Annotated in this window: 17 protein-coding genes; 10 read left to right on the top strand and 7 right to left on the bottom strand. The window is 45.6% G+C overall.

Annotated features, from left to right (window positions below; translation table 11 throughout):
* Positions 1-21: 21 nt before the first annotated feature.
* The 5 genes from ACESLK_RS25960 to ACESLK_RS25940 all read right to left on the bottom strand — a co-directional run bounded on the left by ACESLK_RS25960 (position 22) and on the right by ACESLK_RS25940 (position 6,500).
* Positions 22-1,119 carry a GerAB/ArcD/ProY family transporter gene (locus ACESLK_RS25960; protein WP_373232706.1) on the bottom strand — a complete coding sequence of 366 codons (1,098 nt, stop codon included), beginning with the start codon at positions 1,117-1,119 and terminating at the stop codon, positions 22-24.
* Between the two features lie 22 nt (positions 1,120-1,141).
* Positions 1,142-2,326: a Ger(x)C family spore germination protein gene (locus tag ACESLK_RS25955; protein WP_373232705.1), complete on the bottom strand. Its 1,185-nt coding sequence runs from the start codon at positions 2,324-2,326 to the stop codon at positions 1,142-1,144.
* Positions 2,323-3,858, bottom strand: coding sequence for a spore germination protein (locus ACESLK_RS25950; RefSeq protein WP_373232704.1), 1,536 nt, complete (start codon positions 3,856-3,858; stop codon positions 2,323-2,325). Before ACESLK_RS25950 ends, ACESLK_RS25955 begins: the two co-directional genes overlap by 4 nt.
* A 283-nt stretch (positions 3,859-4,141) precedes the next feature.
* The gene (locus tag ACESLK_RS25945) at positions 4,142-5,848 is read right to left on the bottom strand and encodes a GMC family oxidoreductase N-terminal domain-containing protein (RefSeq protein ID WP_373232703.1); all 1,707 of its coding nucleotides are present in this window, start codon (positions 5,846-5,848) and stop codon (positions 4,142-4,144) included.
* On the bottom strand, positions 5,841-6,500 hold the full coding sequence (locus tag ACESLK_RS25940; RefSeq protein ID WP_373232702.1) for a hypothetical protein: 660 nt from the start codon (positions 6,498-6,500) through the stop codon (positions 5,841-5,843). Before ACESLK_RS25940 ends, ACESLK_RS25945 begins: the two co-directional genes overlap by 8 nt.
* A 185-nt stretch (positions 6,501-6,685) precedes the next feature.
* Between ACESLK_RS25940 and ACESLK_RS25935 the strand changes: the two genes are divergently transcribed.
* Positions 6,686-7,609, top strand: coding sequence for a VanW family protein (locus tag ACESLK_RS25935; RefSeq protein ID WP_373232701.1), 924 nt, complete (start codon positions 6,686-6,688; stop codon positions 7,607-7,609).
* A gap of 56 nt (positions 7,610-7,665) precedes the next feature.
* Here ACESLK_RS25935 and ACESLK_RS25930 read toward each other — a convergent pair whose 3' ends face one another.
* Entirely contained in the window at positions 7,666-7,872 is a 207-nt protein-coding gene (locus ACESLK_RS25930) for a DUF1657 domain-containing protein (RefSeq protein ID WP_373232700.1), read from the bottom strand.
* Between the two features lie 165 nt (positions 7,873-8,037).
* Here ACESLK_RS25930 and ACESLK_RS25925 point away from each other — a divergent pair, with 165 nt between their 5' ends.
* From ACESLK_RS25925 to pdaA, 7 genes are all read left to right on the top strand, one after another.
* Positions 8,038-8,898 carry a DUF421 domain-containing protein gene (locus tag ACESLK_RS25925; protein WP_373232699.1) on the top strand — a complete coding sequence of 287 codons (861 nt, stop codon included), beginning with the start codon at positions 8,038-8,040 and terminating at the stop codon, positions 8,896-8,898.
* A gap of 13 nt (positions 8,899-8,911) precedes the next feature.
* A complete protein-coding gene (spoVAC, locus tag ACESLK_RS25920; RefSeq protein WP_373232698.1) occupies positions 8,912-9,397 on the top strand; it encodes a stage V sporulation protein AC in 486 nt (161 codons plus the stop codon).
* Between the two features lie 4 nt (positions 9,398-9,401).
* The gene (spoVAD, locus tag ACESLK_RS25915) at positions 9,402-10,418 is read left to right on the top strand and encodes a stage V sporulation protein AD (protein WP_373232697.1); all 1,017 of its coding nucleotides are present in this window, start codon (positions 9,402-9,404) and stop codon (positions 10,416-10,418) included.
* Positions 10,415-10,765: a stage V sporulation protein AE gene (gene spoVAE / locus ACESLK_RS25910; RefSeq protein ID WP_373232696.1), complete on the top strand. Its 351-nt coding sequence runs from the start codon at positions 10,415-10,417 to the stop codon at positions 10,763-10,765. The genes spoVAD and spoVAE overlap by 4 nt, the downstream gene beginning before the upstream one ends.
* Positions 10,766-11,152: 387 nt before the next feature.
* Complete coding sequence (locus ACESLK_RS25905) at positions 11,153-11,647, top strand: YhcN/YlaJ family sporulation lipoprotein (RefSeq protein ID WP_373232695.1); 495 nt, start codon at positions 11,153-11,155, stop codon at positions 11,645-11,647.
* A 10-nt stretch (positions 11,648-11,657) separates the two neighbouring features.
* On the top strand, positions 11,658-11,993 hold the full coding sequence (ymzB, locus tag ACESLK_RS25900) for a protein YmzB (protein WP_373232694.1): 336 nt from the start codon (positions 11,658-11,660) through the stop codon (positions 11,991-11,993).
* Between the two features lie 21 nt (positions 11,994-12,014).
* Positions 12,015-12,803 (top strand): delta-lactam-biosynthetic de-N-acetylase, encoded by a 789-nt coding sequence (pdaA, locus tag ACESLK_RS25895; RefSeq protein WP_373232693.1) that lies wholly within the window; start codon positions 12,015-12,017, stop codon positions 12,801-12,803.
* A 184-nt stretch (positions 12,804-12,987) separates the two neighbouring features.
* On the opposite strand, the gene fumC is transcribed toward pdaA, so the two are convergent.
* Complete coding sequence (gene fumC, locus ACESLK_RS25890; RefSeq protein ID WP_373232692.1) at positions 12,988-14,364, bottom strand: class II fumarate hydratase; 1,377 nt, start codon at positions 14,362-14,364, stop codon at positions 12,988-12,990.
* Positions 14,365-14,571: 207 nt separating this feature from the next.
* Here fumC and ACESLK_RS25885 point away from each other — a divergent pair, with 207 nt between their 5' ends.
* Together ACESLK_RS25885 and ACESLK_RS25880 are read left to right on the top strand one after the other, a co-directional pair.
* Entirely contained in the window at positions 14,572-15,216 is a 645-nt protein-coding gene (locus ACESLK_RS25885) for a DUF3990 domain-containing protein (RefSeq protein WP_373232691.1), read from the top strand.
* Entirely contained in the window at positions 15,194-15,451 is a 258-nt protein-coding gene (locus ACESLK_RS25880) for a hypothetical protein (RefSeq protein ID WP_373232690.1), read from the top strand. The genes ACESLK_RS25885 and ACESLK_RS25880 overlap by 23 nt, the downstream gene beginning before the upstream one ends.
* Positions 15,452-15,606 lie beyond the last annotated feature (155 nt).

Genomic DNA, 15,606 nt, shown 5'->3' with positions numbered 1-15,606 from the left:
CCCCTTGCATCCCCCCTATTCTCACGCGGATTGTGTTTTTTTTTGTTTTATTTTCCCTACGATTAGCAACAGCAATGGCAATCCGAGCATATTTACGGGAAGCGCAATCGGCACCCAATAATTAAGCAAATAATTAGCTGTCGCTTCCACGACATTTTTAGGAAATAACGCAAATCCAACCATGACGGGGGCAATAAACCAAATCAAGATTCTCCAATTTTTAATTCGCAGAAATTGGGCTGTTCCATAAGCAGTGATAAATAAATAAATGGCCAATTTGATAAACACGCTGCAAATCCAAATCACGATAGTGAAGGGGTCAAAGTTTTCCAGGAATCCCCACAGCGTTATTTTCCTTGTCATCTCAAAAAATGGGTACCACATTTTGGGGCTCAGATTAACTCCAATCGAGGAGACAGTTACAATTACGGATATGAACACAAAGAAAACTGCCGTAATAACTGACCAATACGCATAGGGTACCCCCTTGCGCGTTGGAATAGAGAGAAAAGCGGCGAGCATGAGATACTCTACGGCATGTCCGAGATAGGAGGCGGGAGCAAGCGAGCCTTTGATGATAGCGATTGCCCCGCTGTCCACGTATATCGGCAGAAGATTTTTCATTTCGATGTTCTTGATGCTTGCGACTAACACAAGAATGACCATAAGAATAATTATCGGTCCCAAAAACTCGCTGCAGCGGGCAATTCCTTCAATTCCGCCCGAATAAGTCACATACACGACCAACGCAATCATGATGAGCAAGATCGCCAGCTTGGGCGTGGCCGGCAGGAGCAGAATTTCAACCAAATCGTTAAATTGGCGGAGAACTATTGGGATGATGGTATACCACTGAACCATATAGATAACGATGACGATACTGCCGACAAACTTACCCAGGATGGCTTGACTGAATTGTATCAAGGTTTGGCCGGGATAAAGATTCGCCACGTTCGTTACCAGCAAAGTCACTATCAGTACGATGCTTCCCGAAACCAGGATGGATAACCACACATCTTGTTTCGCTGCTTGCAGGCTGGGGGAGAGCGTCATGATTAACGCCATTCCCAAATCCATGATGGCGATCATCCAGTAGATTTGTAAACCGGTTACTTTCATGTAGGCCAGCTCTCCATTCCGGTTATTTGATAACGGCTTTTTTCAGGTGCGGAGGCGCCTGCGTTCTTTCCATTCGTTCGATCATAAGGTCTGCTTTGACGGTAACGTGAACGGACGGATAAAGGTCTTTCCAATCCTCTTTGATCTTTTTCCAGGTATAGGGATGCTGAATATGGAAATCCCTTCCAAAACCGAAGATATCCGCTTTAAATTTTTTTTGCGATTTTGATATGGCGCTTTCGACTATATGTTGAATTTCGTTCGTGAATTTCTTCTGTACGTGTTTTAAGTTTTTAGATTTCGTTATATCCAAATTCGTATCGTTTTCCAATAATCTGGTTGCCAATTTGAGGGAAACCGAAACTTCAGGTGACCCCTCTCTCATAGCGGTGCGAATCTTCACTTTGGAACGGAGGATCTCGATGCTCATGGTTCCTTTAAATTGCTTATCCTTCGGTACCATTTGTGTCGTTATTCTCATCTTTGTGTACCGATCTGTCATTAAGCGGGACGCCTTTTTCTCTCCCTCCGACAGAAAACCAACCAGTTTATTCTCTTTATATACAGCTACCTTATCGAGTGAGAAGATTTCCTGATCCGTGCCTTTGTTGAGGATCCGAATAGCCCCGGTCATCGGCGATTTCCCTTCCGCAGCCATGGCATCCAAAAATTCATCTATCTTTATAGATAAGCCGGATTCGCTGATCTGGATTTTGTTGATGCCGATTGACGGTATTTGTTCAAGCTCATACTTAACGTTCAAGATTTCTTTAGCGCTAGAGCCATATGAAGTCACAACATAACTGTGGTATCGGGTATCAGGCATACGCAAGTAATTGTCCAGAACTTGATCGATGCCATGTCGGGCATAGGATTCGCCGATCACGATGATTCCCCGGTGACCTAGAAAGACACGGCGGGACAATCGATGCTGCATCTTCTGAAGAATGTCCACGCCGTCCTTCCCTTTTTCCGTTATGGTCAAAACAGGTTTTTTGGCTCCCCCGCCGCTTTGCAAAGCACTGGGAATTCCTGTGGGAAGGGCGATCTGTATTGTACCTTCTATCTGACCGTCTTCGGCAAGATCCAATCCGCTTCCTAGGACCATAGCCAGATCGTCCGTCTCGACTCGATCCCAGCAGCCTGTGAACAAACCGATGCAGGAAATAAGAGCTAAGTACTTGCCTACTTTACGGACCCGGATCATTTTTTCTCCAACTCCCGTTTCTGCTGAATGTATTGCTGACGCTTCTTCATGATCGTCCACGGCGTTCTTATAAGCACATCACTTATTCCGGAGAAGTTTGCCGGTGCAATCGGGGTCATATAGTGCACGCCAACGGAGCTTAAGCTGACCAGATGGATCAAGATGGCAAGCATGAAGGCGATGAAACCGTAAAGGCCAAAAGTTCCGGCGAAGATGATCAACGGAAAGCGCAGAATACTCATGGCTTGACTCATTTCCGGTTGGGGAATGAGGAAGGAGGCAATCCCCGTTAAGGATACAATAATAATGATGGGAGCGGATATGATCCCTGCTTGTACCGCAGCTTGTCCGATTACGAGAGCGCCTACGATACTGATCGTTTGACCTACCGGACGGGGAAGGCGGACACCCGCTTCTCGGAGCGCTTCAAAGGTAGTCTCCATGATCAGGGTTTCCAGCATGGCCGGAAACGGTACGATTTCCCGTGCTGCCGCTAGGCTTAAAGCTAAGCTAGTAGGAAGCATTTCATTATGAAAGGTCGAAATCGCCACATAGATGGCGGGCAGGGTTAACGCCAGAAAGGCAAACAAATATCTCAGCCATCTGAGCGTCGTCGCGAAAATATAGTTCATGTAATAGTCCTCCACGGTTTGAAACCCATACCAGAAAGTGATAGGGGCGATCATCGCCATCGGCGATCCGTCAACCAGAATCGCCGCTTTACCTTCAATTAGGGAAGCGGAGACCGAATCGGGTCGCTGAGTCTTCTGGATCAATGGAAACGGCGAGTAGATATTGTCGCAAATAAATTCGTCAATGTAACCCGTTTCAAAGACGCTATCTATCTCGATTTTTGAAAGGCGTTTCTTGATCTCGTCGATTACTTTCTGCGGCGCCCTCTTCTCTATATAAGTAATCGCTATATCCGTTTGGGATGTCGTCCCTAGAGTCATCTTCTCTATTTTGAGCTGCGGTGATCGGATCAAATGGCGAATTAATGTTAAATTGATATTGAGATTCTCGATAAACCCAAGCCGCGGACCGCGAATAACGGCTTCTGTACTCGGTTCCGCCAGTTCACGATGGAAGGGGTCAGGGATACTTAAGGAGATTGCCTGCTCAGAGGAATCTACGAAAACAAGTACTTCTCCCTTGACGATGCGTTGAACGGCATCATTCATTTTTCCGACGATGTTCGCTTTTGCCATAGGTATTAATTCAGAATACAAACGGTCAATAAGAGTAGAAGTGGAATCCAAATCCAATGTTTTAGGCGTCATTAACGGTTTCAACAAACTATCATCCAACCGGTTGGTATCGACCAATACTTCAAGGTAAACCAACAAGCAGGGGATCGATTCGAACACATAGACTTTTCGCAGTATAAGATCGGAACAATTGGTAAAGGTATGCCTTACCGCAGTTTCAGTGTCATCCAGATTGGCGGGAATATCCGTGTTGTTGCCGTTTGTATTTTCAAGCGGCTCTTCGGTAGCTCCGTGCTGTCTTTTTCTTCTTCTAAATGGATTCATCAATGGATTCACCTATAAAGTTATATCATTATGGTAATGAATGGAGAGGGGCGGTTTTCAAAGTAATATTTCCCAGACTCCTTGAACTTATTCAATATCTGGGCGATAAGCCGAAGGCCAACCTTTCGCAGGTTGGCCTTGTTAGGAACTTATTAATGATGGATGATTAGCTTGGGAAAGGGTGGAGAGATATGAAAGGTGTATTTTGGAAGGCTATCGCGTTTTTGCTCATTATCTTCTTGGCGGGAGTTATTCTTTACTTTGCTGTTTCAACACCCTCCGGTTAACAAAAGTATTTCTCGACTAGCTTCTCCGACGTGCGGGTTGCCAACGCCTGTGTCGTAAGGGTAGGGTTCGGTCCTCCGATCCCGTTGAAATGTACGCTGTTGTCGGCAATAAAGAGCCGATTAACCTGAAACGCCTCACAGTTCGAATCCACCACATAACCCATGCGCATTGTGCTTTCGAGGTGAAGCATAAAGGCAAACGGCAAATCCGATCGGATGATCGTTTTGGCGCCGGCCTTCTGCAGTGTCTCGCAAGCGAGCCTGGCCAATCGATCGCGCCTTTGGAGCGTTAATGGGCTGGGGGTGTAATGAACAATCGGAATCGGGCCGTTCTCGTCCTTCAAGATCGGATCAACTTCCACCCGGTTCTGGTAAAGCGTTTCGTCATCCGTAAGGAGAAGATAGGTCATCGTGCGGGTATAATTTATCATCAGCTCTTTGAGTGCCGGACCGACGACACGGCCATGGATATTCCAAGGTGCCCCCGGATCCGGCGGGTTAAGGACATCGAAGCCCGCCTCACTGAAGCCGTAAGTCAAGAAGGACATCAATCCTGGGCTAAGACAAGAAACTTGAAAAATCCCGGTTCCCGGAATATCGACTCTAGCCCCAGATGTATGACCCATATACGGATAGACGGACGGCAAGCCCATGATGCTCATGAGATCCTTCTCGTCGAACACACCGCCCACCCAGTCGAAGCAATGATTGGTTAATCCTCTCCCCACCCAGGAATTGAAGGGGAGGTCGGAATTCAGCCATAATCGTGGAGACTCTATGCAGCCTGCCGCTAGAACTACAGATTGGGCCGTAAGCTCGCTGATCTCTCCCGTCCACGTATCCCGAAACCTCACACCGCTTGCACGAAGTCCGCCACTTGGATCCGGTTCCGTTAAAATTTTTATCGTAAAGGAATTAGGTCGAATCGCGACGTTGCCGGTCTTAAGAGCAAGAGGGACATAGCTGACAAGCGTGCTCCTCTTCGCGATAGTATCCACTGTCGGACCGGTCGTGCAACCGTTAACGCAATGTCCCCGCAAGGTGCATCCGACCATATTGTGTAATTGCTCCATCGAGTAGTTGGGATCCATCAGATGCTCGTTGGTGCGTAGAATCGCGTTGGGATTCGGTCGATAACCCGGAGTCGTGACGTTAAGAGTCGGATTGAGTGTGTATCCAGCCCTCTCGGCGCCGTAGTAAAAAAGCTCTTCCTTCGGAGTCGTCGGAGAGAATTGAACGGGCAAAGTCGCTTCAACTTTCTCGTAATAAGGGATAAGTTCCGCGTAGCTAATCGGCCAAACGTTGTCGATAGCCATAGGAAATGCACGCGGAGACTGAGACCAGTAGTGCTGCGTCGTTCCCCCGACTCCGGAAAGCTGCCAGATATCACCTTTCTGACGCATGACTCTGTGCCATGGCGTACGGCGGCGGTCGGCAGGTCCGAAGCGGAAGACGCCAGATACGACATCGTTCATGTTGTTTTCATACGAGTTATAAATCCTCTTGTATATTCCTACATCCAAATCGTTGTAGCTGGAGCTCCATTCTCCGCCCCGCTCGCTGTTCGGGTTCTCCCATTTTTTGTTCCCATACCAGGGACCGGCCTCCAGTACCAGCACCTTCAACCCGGCTTCACCGAGCTCCTTGGCCGCGACGGCGCCCCCGCCTCCGGACCCGATTATGATAACGTCTGCATCATACAATGGTGGATGTCCCCCCTTCGCGAACAATGGTCAGCTTAAAGCCGAGTAGAGCTCGATAACCGATGGATACGCCTGGATATCCGACCTGTCTCCAGCCGATCGGGAAATACTGGAGCCTTCGCTGGGTAGGTGTATTTAGCCGTGTTGTCCCATAAGCCGGCCATTCCGAGTAGTTTCCAAACATCGTTCCCCTGTTGAGATAATCCACGATAAATTTAACTAGTCCTCCGTCGTCCCGGTAGGGAGGAGGCAAGGTTCCCAAATCAACTTGCAGGTTTTCCAGAATGGCCATTGTCCGGATGCGATCCATCGGGGATAGAGCGGCGAAAGGTACTCCTCCTGAGACGGCCACTTGCGGAGAGTATTGCGCCTGTCCGGAGGCAACCAATTGGATCGCTCCCGCATTCAACATCCCCGCGGTGGGAGCGGCCAAGGGTACAACTTCCGGATAATAGCCGAGGACAAGCGTAAGGGTATGATCTAACTCCCAGATCATATACTCGTGAACGCCAAGTTCTACCGCGCCAATCGTTTGCTCCGATCCGAATACGGCCATCTCCGGCGTGTTCGGCACAATCGTATCAACAAGCGCCATAAACGTTGCAAGCGTATAGGGATCGAAAGTACTGGCGTATGCTGTTGCAGGATGCATGTGTTGTCGACCTCCTTTGTCCATAAGTTTCCAATATTTAAAAACCCGTATCACTTGAAATTATTCGCTAAGTTCCTTATTTATTCGATACATACCTATTTGCACACGATAATAATTCGAATACATTTGGGAAAACGTATCGTTGTGAAATAACGATGATTCAGTATGGTGAGGAGATTATTGTAATGAATTGGTTTTCTATTGCTGGAATTTTGCTCTTGTTGCATCAAGACGATGTCTCCGACAGATTATTGGTCAATCATCAAGGAAAGACAGCCATTATTGTTAATCGTTCGGATTATGCGCTGCCTGCTTTGCCATTGATGGACATGGACAAATTCGATCATTTGCTCCATGACCTTGATCGAGAAATCTATCAGGGCCCCCAGAATGCCAGGTTCGGCGACGATGGGAAGATTATCCCCGAGCAAATCGGCTTTAAGCTGGACCGTACTAGGTTTACAGATCAATTTCAAACCTTTTTCTTCAGCAATGGAAATAACACGATAGAAGCGGCAAGAAAACCAATCTATCCTAGGGTCGATAGTGAATTGATTGCCCATCTCCGGGAAAAAACGATCGGTCATTACGTAACGTACTTCAACTCCCGCAACAAAAATCGTGCGCATAATATCACTCTTGCCGCCAAAGCCATCAACAATGCAGTGTTATTTCCCGGCGAAATTTTTTCGTTTAATCAGGCGGTTGGTAAACGTACAAAAGAAAAGGGATACTTGCGGGCTTCGGTTATTGTCAAAGGGGAATTATCGGAAGGAATCGGCGGAGGGATTTGTCAGGTTTCTTCAACGTTATTCAATGCCGTCGATCGCGCCGGGTTGCAAATCTTGCAACGTTATTCCCACAGTCGAAGCGTCCCTTATGTCCTGCCTGGCCGCGATGCGACTGTAAGCTGGGATGGACCGGATTTTTCTTTTCAAAACAAGTACAATCAGCCGATTCTGATTCGTGTTTATTCCGGTGGAGGAAGAATGTTCGTCACGATATACTCCTCCGATATGATTGAGCATAAGCCTCGGATTGTACATGGTACGTCAAAACAACTGCCTGAAGAGATCTTCATCGAAACACGAAAAAAGACGTTACGATAAACGCAACGTCTTCTTTGACAATAGATGAATTTTTTTTCTTAATGACTCCGACTTTGTTAGAAGCCTTTATATTGAGGTTCTTCGTTTTCTAATTGTTGGACTCGAGCTTCAACCTGCTGCAACACTTGCTGGGTTTGTCCTGCTGCATTAGTGTATAGAGTTTTTGCTTCTTGATTTTGTGTGGCCAAAGCGAATTGCTCTAGACTTGCTTGAGCGCTCTTTAATGAAGCTACACATGTCTTTACTTCGGATGCTACTGTCAATGATATCACCTCCTGTTCGCAACAAAACATATTATCGAACGGAGAGGTATTTCTTATTCACAGCTTTTTTCTGAATTTAAAAGATTTTTTTTTGATTTCCCCTTCATAAATCGGGTTAATTTGACAAACAATGTTGAGGTTATGTTGATTAAAGGAGGATCTAATGTGCCAACTGGAATTGAAGTCGCTTTTCGAACGTTATTGGCTGTTGTCGTACTTTTCTTAATTGCCAAGCTTTTGGGTAAAAGGCAAGTGTCTGAGATGTCCATGTTCGAATACATTACCGGGATTACAATCGGCAGCTTGGCAGCTTACATTTCATTAGATTTGGACGCAAATTGGTTTCTAGGAATTGTGGCCATATCGGTTTGGGCATTAGTAACTCTAGGCATTGAATATCTGCAGATAAAAAGTAAAAAGCTGCGGGATTTTATTGAAGGCAAAGGGACTGTGTTAATTAAAGACGGGAAAGTGCTAGAAGATAATATGAAAAAGGAAAGGCTCTCTACTGATGATCTAATGGAGCAATTGCGAAAGAAAATGGTATTTAAAGTGGCTGATGTCGAATTTGCAATCATGGAACCAAGCGGAGATATCAATGTGCTGTTAACTCGGGAAAATCAACCGATTACTCCTAAGCACCTTGGGATCAAAGTAGGACCCGAGCAGGAGCCGCAAGCAGTCATCATGGACGGAAAAATTATGGACGAGCCGCTGGCCACCATAGGCTTAAACCGGGAATGGTTAAATTCGGAGTTAGAAAAGCTTGGCGTGGCGATTGAAAATGTATTTCTTGGACAAGTTGATTCGTACGGGCAATTGTTTGTCGATTTATTCGACGATCAAATTGCAGTACCTTTGCCGCAACAAAAGGCAACGTTGTTTGCTACGTTAAAAAAGTGTGAGGCGGATCTCATGTTATTTGGGCTGACAACGAAAAGTAAAAAAGCAAAAGACATGTACGAACAGTGCGCATATGAAATGGAAGAAATCATTGCGGAGCTTACACCTGTACTTCATCGATAAAGGAGAGTTAATAATGTCTGATGAGAAGAATAAAAAGTTAACTCCTGTTCAACAGGAATATAAAGAATTTGCCAATAAAAGAGAGCCGGCGAGGCCTGTTATTAAAAATTGTATCCGAGCCTTCTTCGCCGGTGGTACGATCTGCCTGATTGGTCAAGCTATACAGGAAATGTTCGTGCACTGGGGCGGCTTTGATGAGAAAAAAGCGGGCAATCCCACGGTTGCCGTCTTGATTATAATTTCAGTAATTTTAACCAGTATGGGTGTATACGACAAAATCGCGCAATGGGCGGGTGCAGGATCGGCTGTACCTGTGACCGGATTTGCCAATTCAATGGCTTCAGCGGCTATTGAACATCGAAGTGAAGGACTTGTGTTGGGCGTCGGAAGCAAAATGTTTAAGCTTGCCGGTCCTGTTATCGTTTTTGGTGTTGTTGCCGCATTTATTGTGGGTATCTTTCACCTTGTATTTAATCCAAGCGGTGTAGGAGGGCAATAAGAATATGCTGAAAGGACACCAAAGCTGGATTTTTGAAAATCGTCCGATTATACAAGCTGCTGCAACGGTTGTCGGTCCGTTTGAAGGGCAGGGACCGCTTGCGAACGATTTTGACATCATTCACGGTGATTTAATGTTAGGACAGGACAGCTGGGAAAAAGCGGAGAGAACTTTATTGGAGGAAGCTGCCAAGCTCGCTATTGAAAATGCAGGCTTGACTAAAGAACAGGTAAATTTCTTTACCGGCGGAGATTTGATGAATCAAATCATAAGCAGCAGCTTTGCTGCACGAACATTAGCCATTCCTTATCTCGGAGTGTTCGGGGCATGCTCTACATCCATGGAAAGCTTGGCTCTCGCTGCGATGATCGTAAATTCCCGTTCTGCCAAATATGTACTGGCCAGTGCTTGCAGCCATAATGCCACTGCGGAAAAACAATTCCGTTATCCAACGGAATATGGGTCGCAAAAACCGCCGACAGCGCAATTCACGGTAACGGGCGCAGGGGCATCCATTGTTTCGGAAGAAGGTGAAGGTTTGGCAGTAACATCAGCTACGATCGGCAGGGTTGTGGATATGGGTATCACGGATCCATTTAATATGGGGGCTGCCATGGCTCCTGCAGCCGTCGATACCATTCAAGCTCATATGCGTGACATGGGAATTGAACCAGGATACTATGATCTGATTGTTACCGGCGATCTTGCCAAGGTAGGGTACGAAATTGCTTGCGATTTATTTGAGAAACATAAGGTGCCGATGAATCAAACCGAGTATTACGATTGCGGGATGATGATGTATGACTACGAGAAACAGTCCGTGCAAGCCGGTGCAAGCGGTTGCGGTTGTTCAGCTGTTGTTACTTATGGACATCTGCTGAAGCGAATGCGCAAAGGGGAATTGAAACGAATACTTGTCGTAGCCACCGGGGCGTTATTATCGCCAATTTCTTATCAACAAGGGGAAAGCATTCCTTGTATCGCACATGCGGTATCCATTGAGAGTGGAGGTATACAATGATCTTTTTTTGGGCTTTTGTTATTGGGGGAGCAATTTGCATTTTTGGACAAATCTGCTTTGATGTATTTAAGCTGACTCCAGCGCATACGATGACGCTTCTGGTAGTGCTTGGAGCGTTCTTTGACGGTGTCGGTCTATATGACCCGTTTATCGAATTTGCAGGTGCCGGGGCTACCGTTCCCATCACAAGCTTTGGGAATGCACTGGTCCATGGGGCTCTCGAGGAATTAAAAAACGTTGGGTGGATTGGAATTATCACGGGGATCTTTAAAGTTACCAGTGCGGGTATTTCGGCAGCGATCATTTTTTCGTTCCTTGCTGCACTAGTTGTAAAACCAAAGGGATAGAAGTAAGGGGCTGTCCCGTAAGGTCGTTTATGACCTGAGAGACTGCCCCTGTTTATTGGTGGAACCTGTATTTACTACAGTTAATATACCCTATAAACGAGATATTCGCCAATCAACCTGCATTTCCTACAGGTGTTCAGCTCAAAATCGGCTAAAATGACTTATTTAACCTCAAACACCTGTAGTTTTTGCAGTTCAAAAGTTCTGAAAACAGTTTTTGGCGAAACAACCTGCACTTTTTACAGATTGCACTGCAAAAATAAAAATTTTCCAAATGGACTATATGACAACATCGAAATAAGAGTTTAATGCAACGCTAGCAGTTATGAATACAAAATACAAAAATAGGCAAACTAATTGCAACCAAAAATAAGGAGTGACATGAAATTGAAAAAAATATCGATTTTTGTGCTAGCAACCCTTTGTATATTTCTTGCAGGATGTATGAATAATCAAGACAATCAAAACAATCAAGGCCAAATGCGGCAACAAACAGCCCAGAACAATCGAGGAAATGCTAATCAGCAGCAGAATCAATTAGGAAATGCCGATCATCGCATTCAAGTAGCCGATCGGGCAGCGAAGAAAATTACGGATCTAAATGGAGTACGGCAAGCTAACGTATTGGTGACCCAACGAACAGCCTATGTTGCTGCAATGTTAGATAACGATCAACAGCTGTCGCGTCAAATAGAAGACCAGATTGCTCAGCAAGTAAGAGCTGTCGATCGGAATGTTCAGAATGTTTATGTTTCAACGAATCCAGACTTTACCGATCGTATCAATAACTATGTGAATGATGTTCAGCAAGGAAGACCCGTAGCCGGTTTTTTTGAAGAATTTAACGAAATGGTGCAGCGAATTTTTCCCAATGCAAGATAGGAGCAACATTATGAATCCATCAGTGCAATCCTTAAAGGAATGGTTAGAGGGTCATAAAAATCATACCATTCTGATTCAAAAACATGAACAGAACGATTCCGATCAAATTCACATACAATTGCACGATGTTGATTATCGGTCTCAAACGAATTCTATCGACGGTTATTTGAATGGAAGCTTTCTTTTCCTTCATGGACAGGGCTCAATAACTAATGGCGGCCAGGAAGTTCAGTTACCGCGAGATAGTTACGTCATTCCAGTAGATGGGTTGTCTGTAACAGAAACAGAACATAATCGTGTCGTTCTGAAAACGGAGAGAGCGGAATATTCGCTTTCTCTTGTTTAATGTTGAGTAGGAGTGAAAATAATGAATCGAACAATCAGATCTATCATTTTTTTGACTGTTTTTTTATGTTTTTTGTTTGCTTCTATTCCAGCATCCGCTCAGGGAATCGAGCCTTATCACTTTGGCTTTAAGAAAAGCAAAGACGGTAAACTGCCTTCTATTGCCGAAGAAGGCTTTATGGATACGCTGCAAGAGAATGGAGCTATTTTTTTAGGAAATACGGAGAACAAGGAGCTTTTTCTAACATTCGATAGCGGGTACGAGAATGGCTACTTGCCCGGAATACTTGATGTGCTAAAGGCAAAGAAGGTGACTGCGGTTTTTTTTGTTACGGGTCACTTTGTGCGGAGTCAAACGGAATTGTTGAAGAGAATGGTTAATGAAGGCCATTTGATCGGCAATCATTCATGGAGCCATCCGGATATGACCCAAATCTCCGACATGCAGATAAAGAATGAATTGGAGAAAGTAAAAGAGGAAGTGACAAAGCTTACAGATCAACAAAATATGCGGTATGTACGACCCCCTAGGGGAATCTTCGACGAACGAATGCTGAGGGTCTGCGGCGAGCTAGGTTATACCAATGTATTCTGGTCCGTTGCCTACAAGGACTGGGATGTCAAGCAGCAGAAGGGATGGAGTTATGCTTACGAGAATGTAATGGGTCAACTCCACCCTGGTGCGGTAATCTTGCTGCATTCTATATCCAGCGACAATGCAGGGGCATTGGGAAAAATCGTAGACGATGCCAGGCAACGTGGATATGAATTTAAGAGACTGGATCAACTTAACATAAAAAAATACCGCTGACATAGTAGAGCCGCCGCCCTTTTTATTTCCTGGGAAGCCGCACAAGGCGACATTATCTACCATCAATAGAACGATACTATTCACAAGGTCGCTAATCAGCGACTTTTTTTGATTTTTGTCGACCTCACAGAAGCACTTTTTAAACTGTCCGTTTCCCGGTACTTAATGGTTATGATTTGGTTAGTTAAATCATATTTTCTGGGCGGACAAACTCATCGAACTGGGCTTCAGTTAACAAGCCGCTTTCGAGGGCGGCTTCCTTCAAGGTGATACCTTTGTGGTGTGCGGCTTTGGCTATGGCAGCTGCATTCTCATAACCAATATGTGGATTCAATGCGGTAACAAGCATCAGAGAGCGTTCTAGGTGATCTTGTATGACTTTAAGATTCGCTTCAATACCTACGGCGCAATTGTCATTAAAAGATCGTATGGCGTCCGATAGCAACCGTGCGGATTGCAGGAAATTGTAAATGATTACTGGCTTAAACACATTTAACTCAAAGTTACCTTGGCTTGCCGCAAGCCCGATCGTCATATCATTTCCCATCACCTGTGTCACCACCATCGTCATTGCCTCCGATTGGGTCGGATTCACCTTCCCCGGCATGATGGAGCTTCCTGGCTCATTGGCCAGGATTGTAATTTCTCCTATACCGCTTCTAGGACCGCTAGCCAGCCAGCGGATATCGTTGGCGATCTTCATTAGATCTGCCGCAAGAGCCTTAAAAGCACCGTGGACGAAGACAAGCTCATCATGGCTTGTGAGGGCATGGAATTTGTTTGAAGCTGAAACAAAGGTTTTGCCCGTTGCATGGCTTATCTGCTCGGCTACTTTAGAGCCGAATAGAGGAGGGGCGTTAATTCCCGTTCCGACGGCTGTTCCGCCAATAGCTAGCTCACGCAGATTTTCGGTACTCTCTTGGATCATTCGTTTAGTTTTGCTAAGCATCTGAACCCAGCCGCTCATTTCCTGACCGAGCGTTAGCGGTGTGGCGTCCTGAAGATGAGTTCGACCGATCTTGATGACGCCTTCGAACAGCTTGCTCTTACCTGCTAATGTTTCTTGTAAAGTGTTTATTGCAGGAATTACTCTGTCCTCGATAGCAATGAGTGCGGCAATATGCATTGCCGTCGGAAAAGTATCATTGGAGCTTTGAGATTGATTGACGTCGTCATTAGGATGGATTCGCTCGTCGCTGCCTTGCTCAGATAGAAGCTGATTGGCTCGATTCGCGATCACTTCATTCACATTCATGTTCGATTGCGTTCCGCTGCCTGTTTGCCAGACCACAAGAGGGAAGTGTTCGTTCCATCTCCCTTCAATTATTTCATCGGCTGCTGCTATGATCGCGGTTGCTTTATTTGAATTAAGCTTGCCTAACTCTTGATTTACAATTGAAGCGCTTCTTTTCAGAACAGCAAAAACATATATGAGCTCGATCGGCATCTTCTCCGTACCAATTCGGAAGTTATCCAAGCTGCGCTGGGTTTGAGCCCCCCATAGCTTATCTGCGGGTACCTGAACTTCTCCCAAGGAATCCTTCTCGATCCGGTATTCCATTTCCCTTCACCTCTTGTTTCTATTATTGGTTTGTTTTTAATTCTTATTACCCACATTATGCACCTAATCAAAGAGCAGCGAAAGTTGTGTATCAGATCCTCTTGCTGAACGTCTGCGAGAATAGTTAATGATATTAAATAATGCCCATCAATTCAATAGAGGTTAAGCTTTCCCTTCTGGGAGGAAGAGACTATAATAAATAGATTCATGTTTTCCGTAAAATGGTTACCCGGAGGTGCGGACATTAGTATCGATGTTGTTTTCCCATCTAGTTTATATCATGGTACATTAGACATTTATTTGGATTCCTTCCGCACTAGACTGCTGAATGCAGAGCACTGGAAGCCGAACCGGGATTTCGGACGGGGTTTGTATACCACGATATCAATTGAGCAGGCGAAAGCTTGGGCTCGCTCCATGCAAGAAAAGCTGAATGAAGGAACCCCCTGCGTGCTCGAAATTAATATCTCTCCGGAGTCGCTGCAAACTCTTCCGAATTATCGGATCTTTACGGGTATTTCTCACGAGTGGGCGAAATATATTTATCTACACCGTACGGTAGTTTCCAACTATGACGATCCGTGTCAGCCCCATGCGGATATCGTGATCGGACCGATGGCGGATGCCGATACTGGTAAGATTGTGCAGGATGGGGTAAAATTAAAGAAGAGCGGCGAATGGTTTCTGGACAAGATTACACGTAACCATGCCAATCGGCGTTTGGATCCGATGAAGCTGGGCAATCAGGTTGTGTTTTGTGATGAAGCCTTGTCCCCGATGCTCCATTTGTCCGGATTCTATCTCTATCAAGGAAGAAGGTGGCGTTACAATGGCAACGAGGAGAAGACTTAACCATTATGAGAAAGCCATCGTCGAACAGCTGCAACAAACGTATGGCTACTCTCAGGCAGTTTCACTTGATATTCTAGAAGAATACAGAGCAGTAATGGGCTTAATTGGCGGTTATCCGATGGCAGCAGATTATGCGGAGTATTTCCATAAGGCCAAGCAAGAGAAGCGAACCGGGGTAGAGTGGATGAATGCAATACTGAAGCGAAGAGAAGAAGCTGCGGCTTTTGCACAATAAATGAACCACTCCGCCGGAGTGGTTTTCTTTTTTGCGCGCGCCTAGCCAAGCTAGGCACAACTAGTTGATGAAAGATCAATCGAGGTAAGAGCCAAGTCGCCTCGTAGCTGACAGGCAACTGGTGGAGAGATCCTAAGGTTGAAGCCCTGTGACAA

It is taken from the genome of Cohnella sp. (genome assembly GCF_041640265.1).
GTDB lineage: Bacteria > Bacillota > Bacilli > Paenibacillales > Paenibacillaceae > Cohnella.
The sequence above is the reverse complement of the archived record's forward strand: the minus strand, read 5'-3'. Positions and strand labels throughout refer to the sequence as shown.

Bases quoted from the DNA above. Each gene is read 5' to 3' on its own strand.
- ACESLK_RS25960 (WP_373232706.1), bottom strand. From the start codon at position 1,119: ATGAAAGTAACCGGTTTACAAATCTACTGGATGATCGCCATCATGGAT.
- ACESLK_RS25955 (WP_373232705.1), bottom strand. From the start codon at position 2,326: ATGATCCGGGTCCGTAAAGTAGGCAAGTACTTAGCTCTTATTTCCTGC.
- ACESLK_RS25950 (WP_373232704.1), bottom strand. From the start codon at position 3,858: ATGAATCCATTTAGAAGAAGAAAAAGACAGCACGGAGCTACCGAAGAG.
- ACESLK_RS25940 (WP_373232702.1), bottom strand. From the start codon at position 6,500: ATGCATCCTGCAACAGCATACGCCAGTACTTTCGATCCCTATACGCTT.
- ACESLK_RS25935 (WP_373232701.1), top strand. From the start codon at position 6,686: ATGAATTGGTTTTCTATTGCTGGAATTTTGCTCTTGTTGCATCAAGAC.
- spoVAC (WP_373232698.1), top strand. From the start codon at position 8,912: ATGTCTGATGAGAAGAATAAAAAGTTAACTCCTGTTCAACAGGAATAT.
- spoVAD (WP_373232697.1), top strand. From the start codon at position 9,402: ATGCTGAAAGGACACCAAAGCTGGATTTTTGAAAATCGTCCGATTATA.
- spoVAE (WP_373232696.1), top strand. From the start codon at position 10,415: ATGATCTTTTTTTGGGCTTTTGTTATTGGGGGAGCAATTTGCATTTTT.
- ymzB (WP_373232694.1), top strand. From the start codon at position 11,658: ATGAATCCATCAGTGCAATCCTTAAAGGAATGGTTAGAGGGTCATAAA.
- pdaA (WP_373232693.1), top strand. From the start codon at position 12,015: ATGAATCGAACAATCAGATCTATCATTTTTTTGACTGTTTTTTTATGT.
- fumC (WP_373232692.1), bottom strand. From the start codon at position 14,364: ATGGAATACCGGATCGAGAAGGATTCCTTGGGAGAAGTTCAGGTACCC.
- ACESLK_RS25885 (WP_373232691.1), top strand. From the start codon at position 14,572: ATGTTTTCCGTAAAATGGTTACCCGGAGGTGCGGACATTAGTATCGAT.
- ACESLK_RS25880 (WP_373232690.1), top strand. From the start codon at position 15,194: ATGGCAACGAGGAGAAGACTTAACCATTATGAGAAAGCCATCGTCGAA.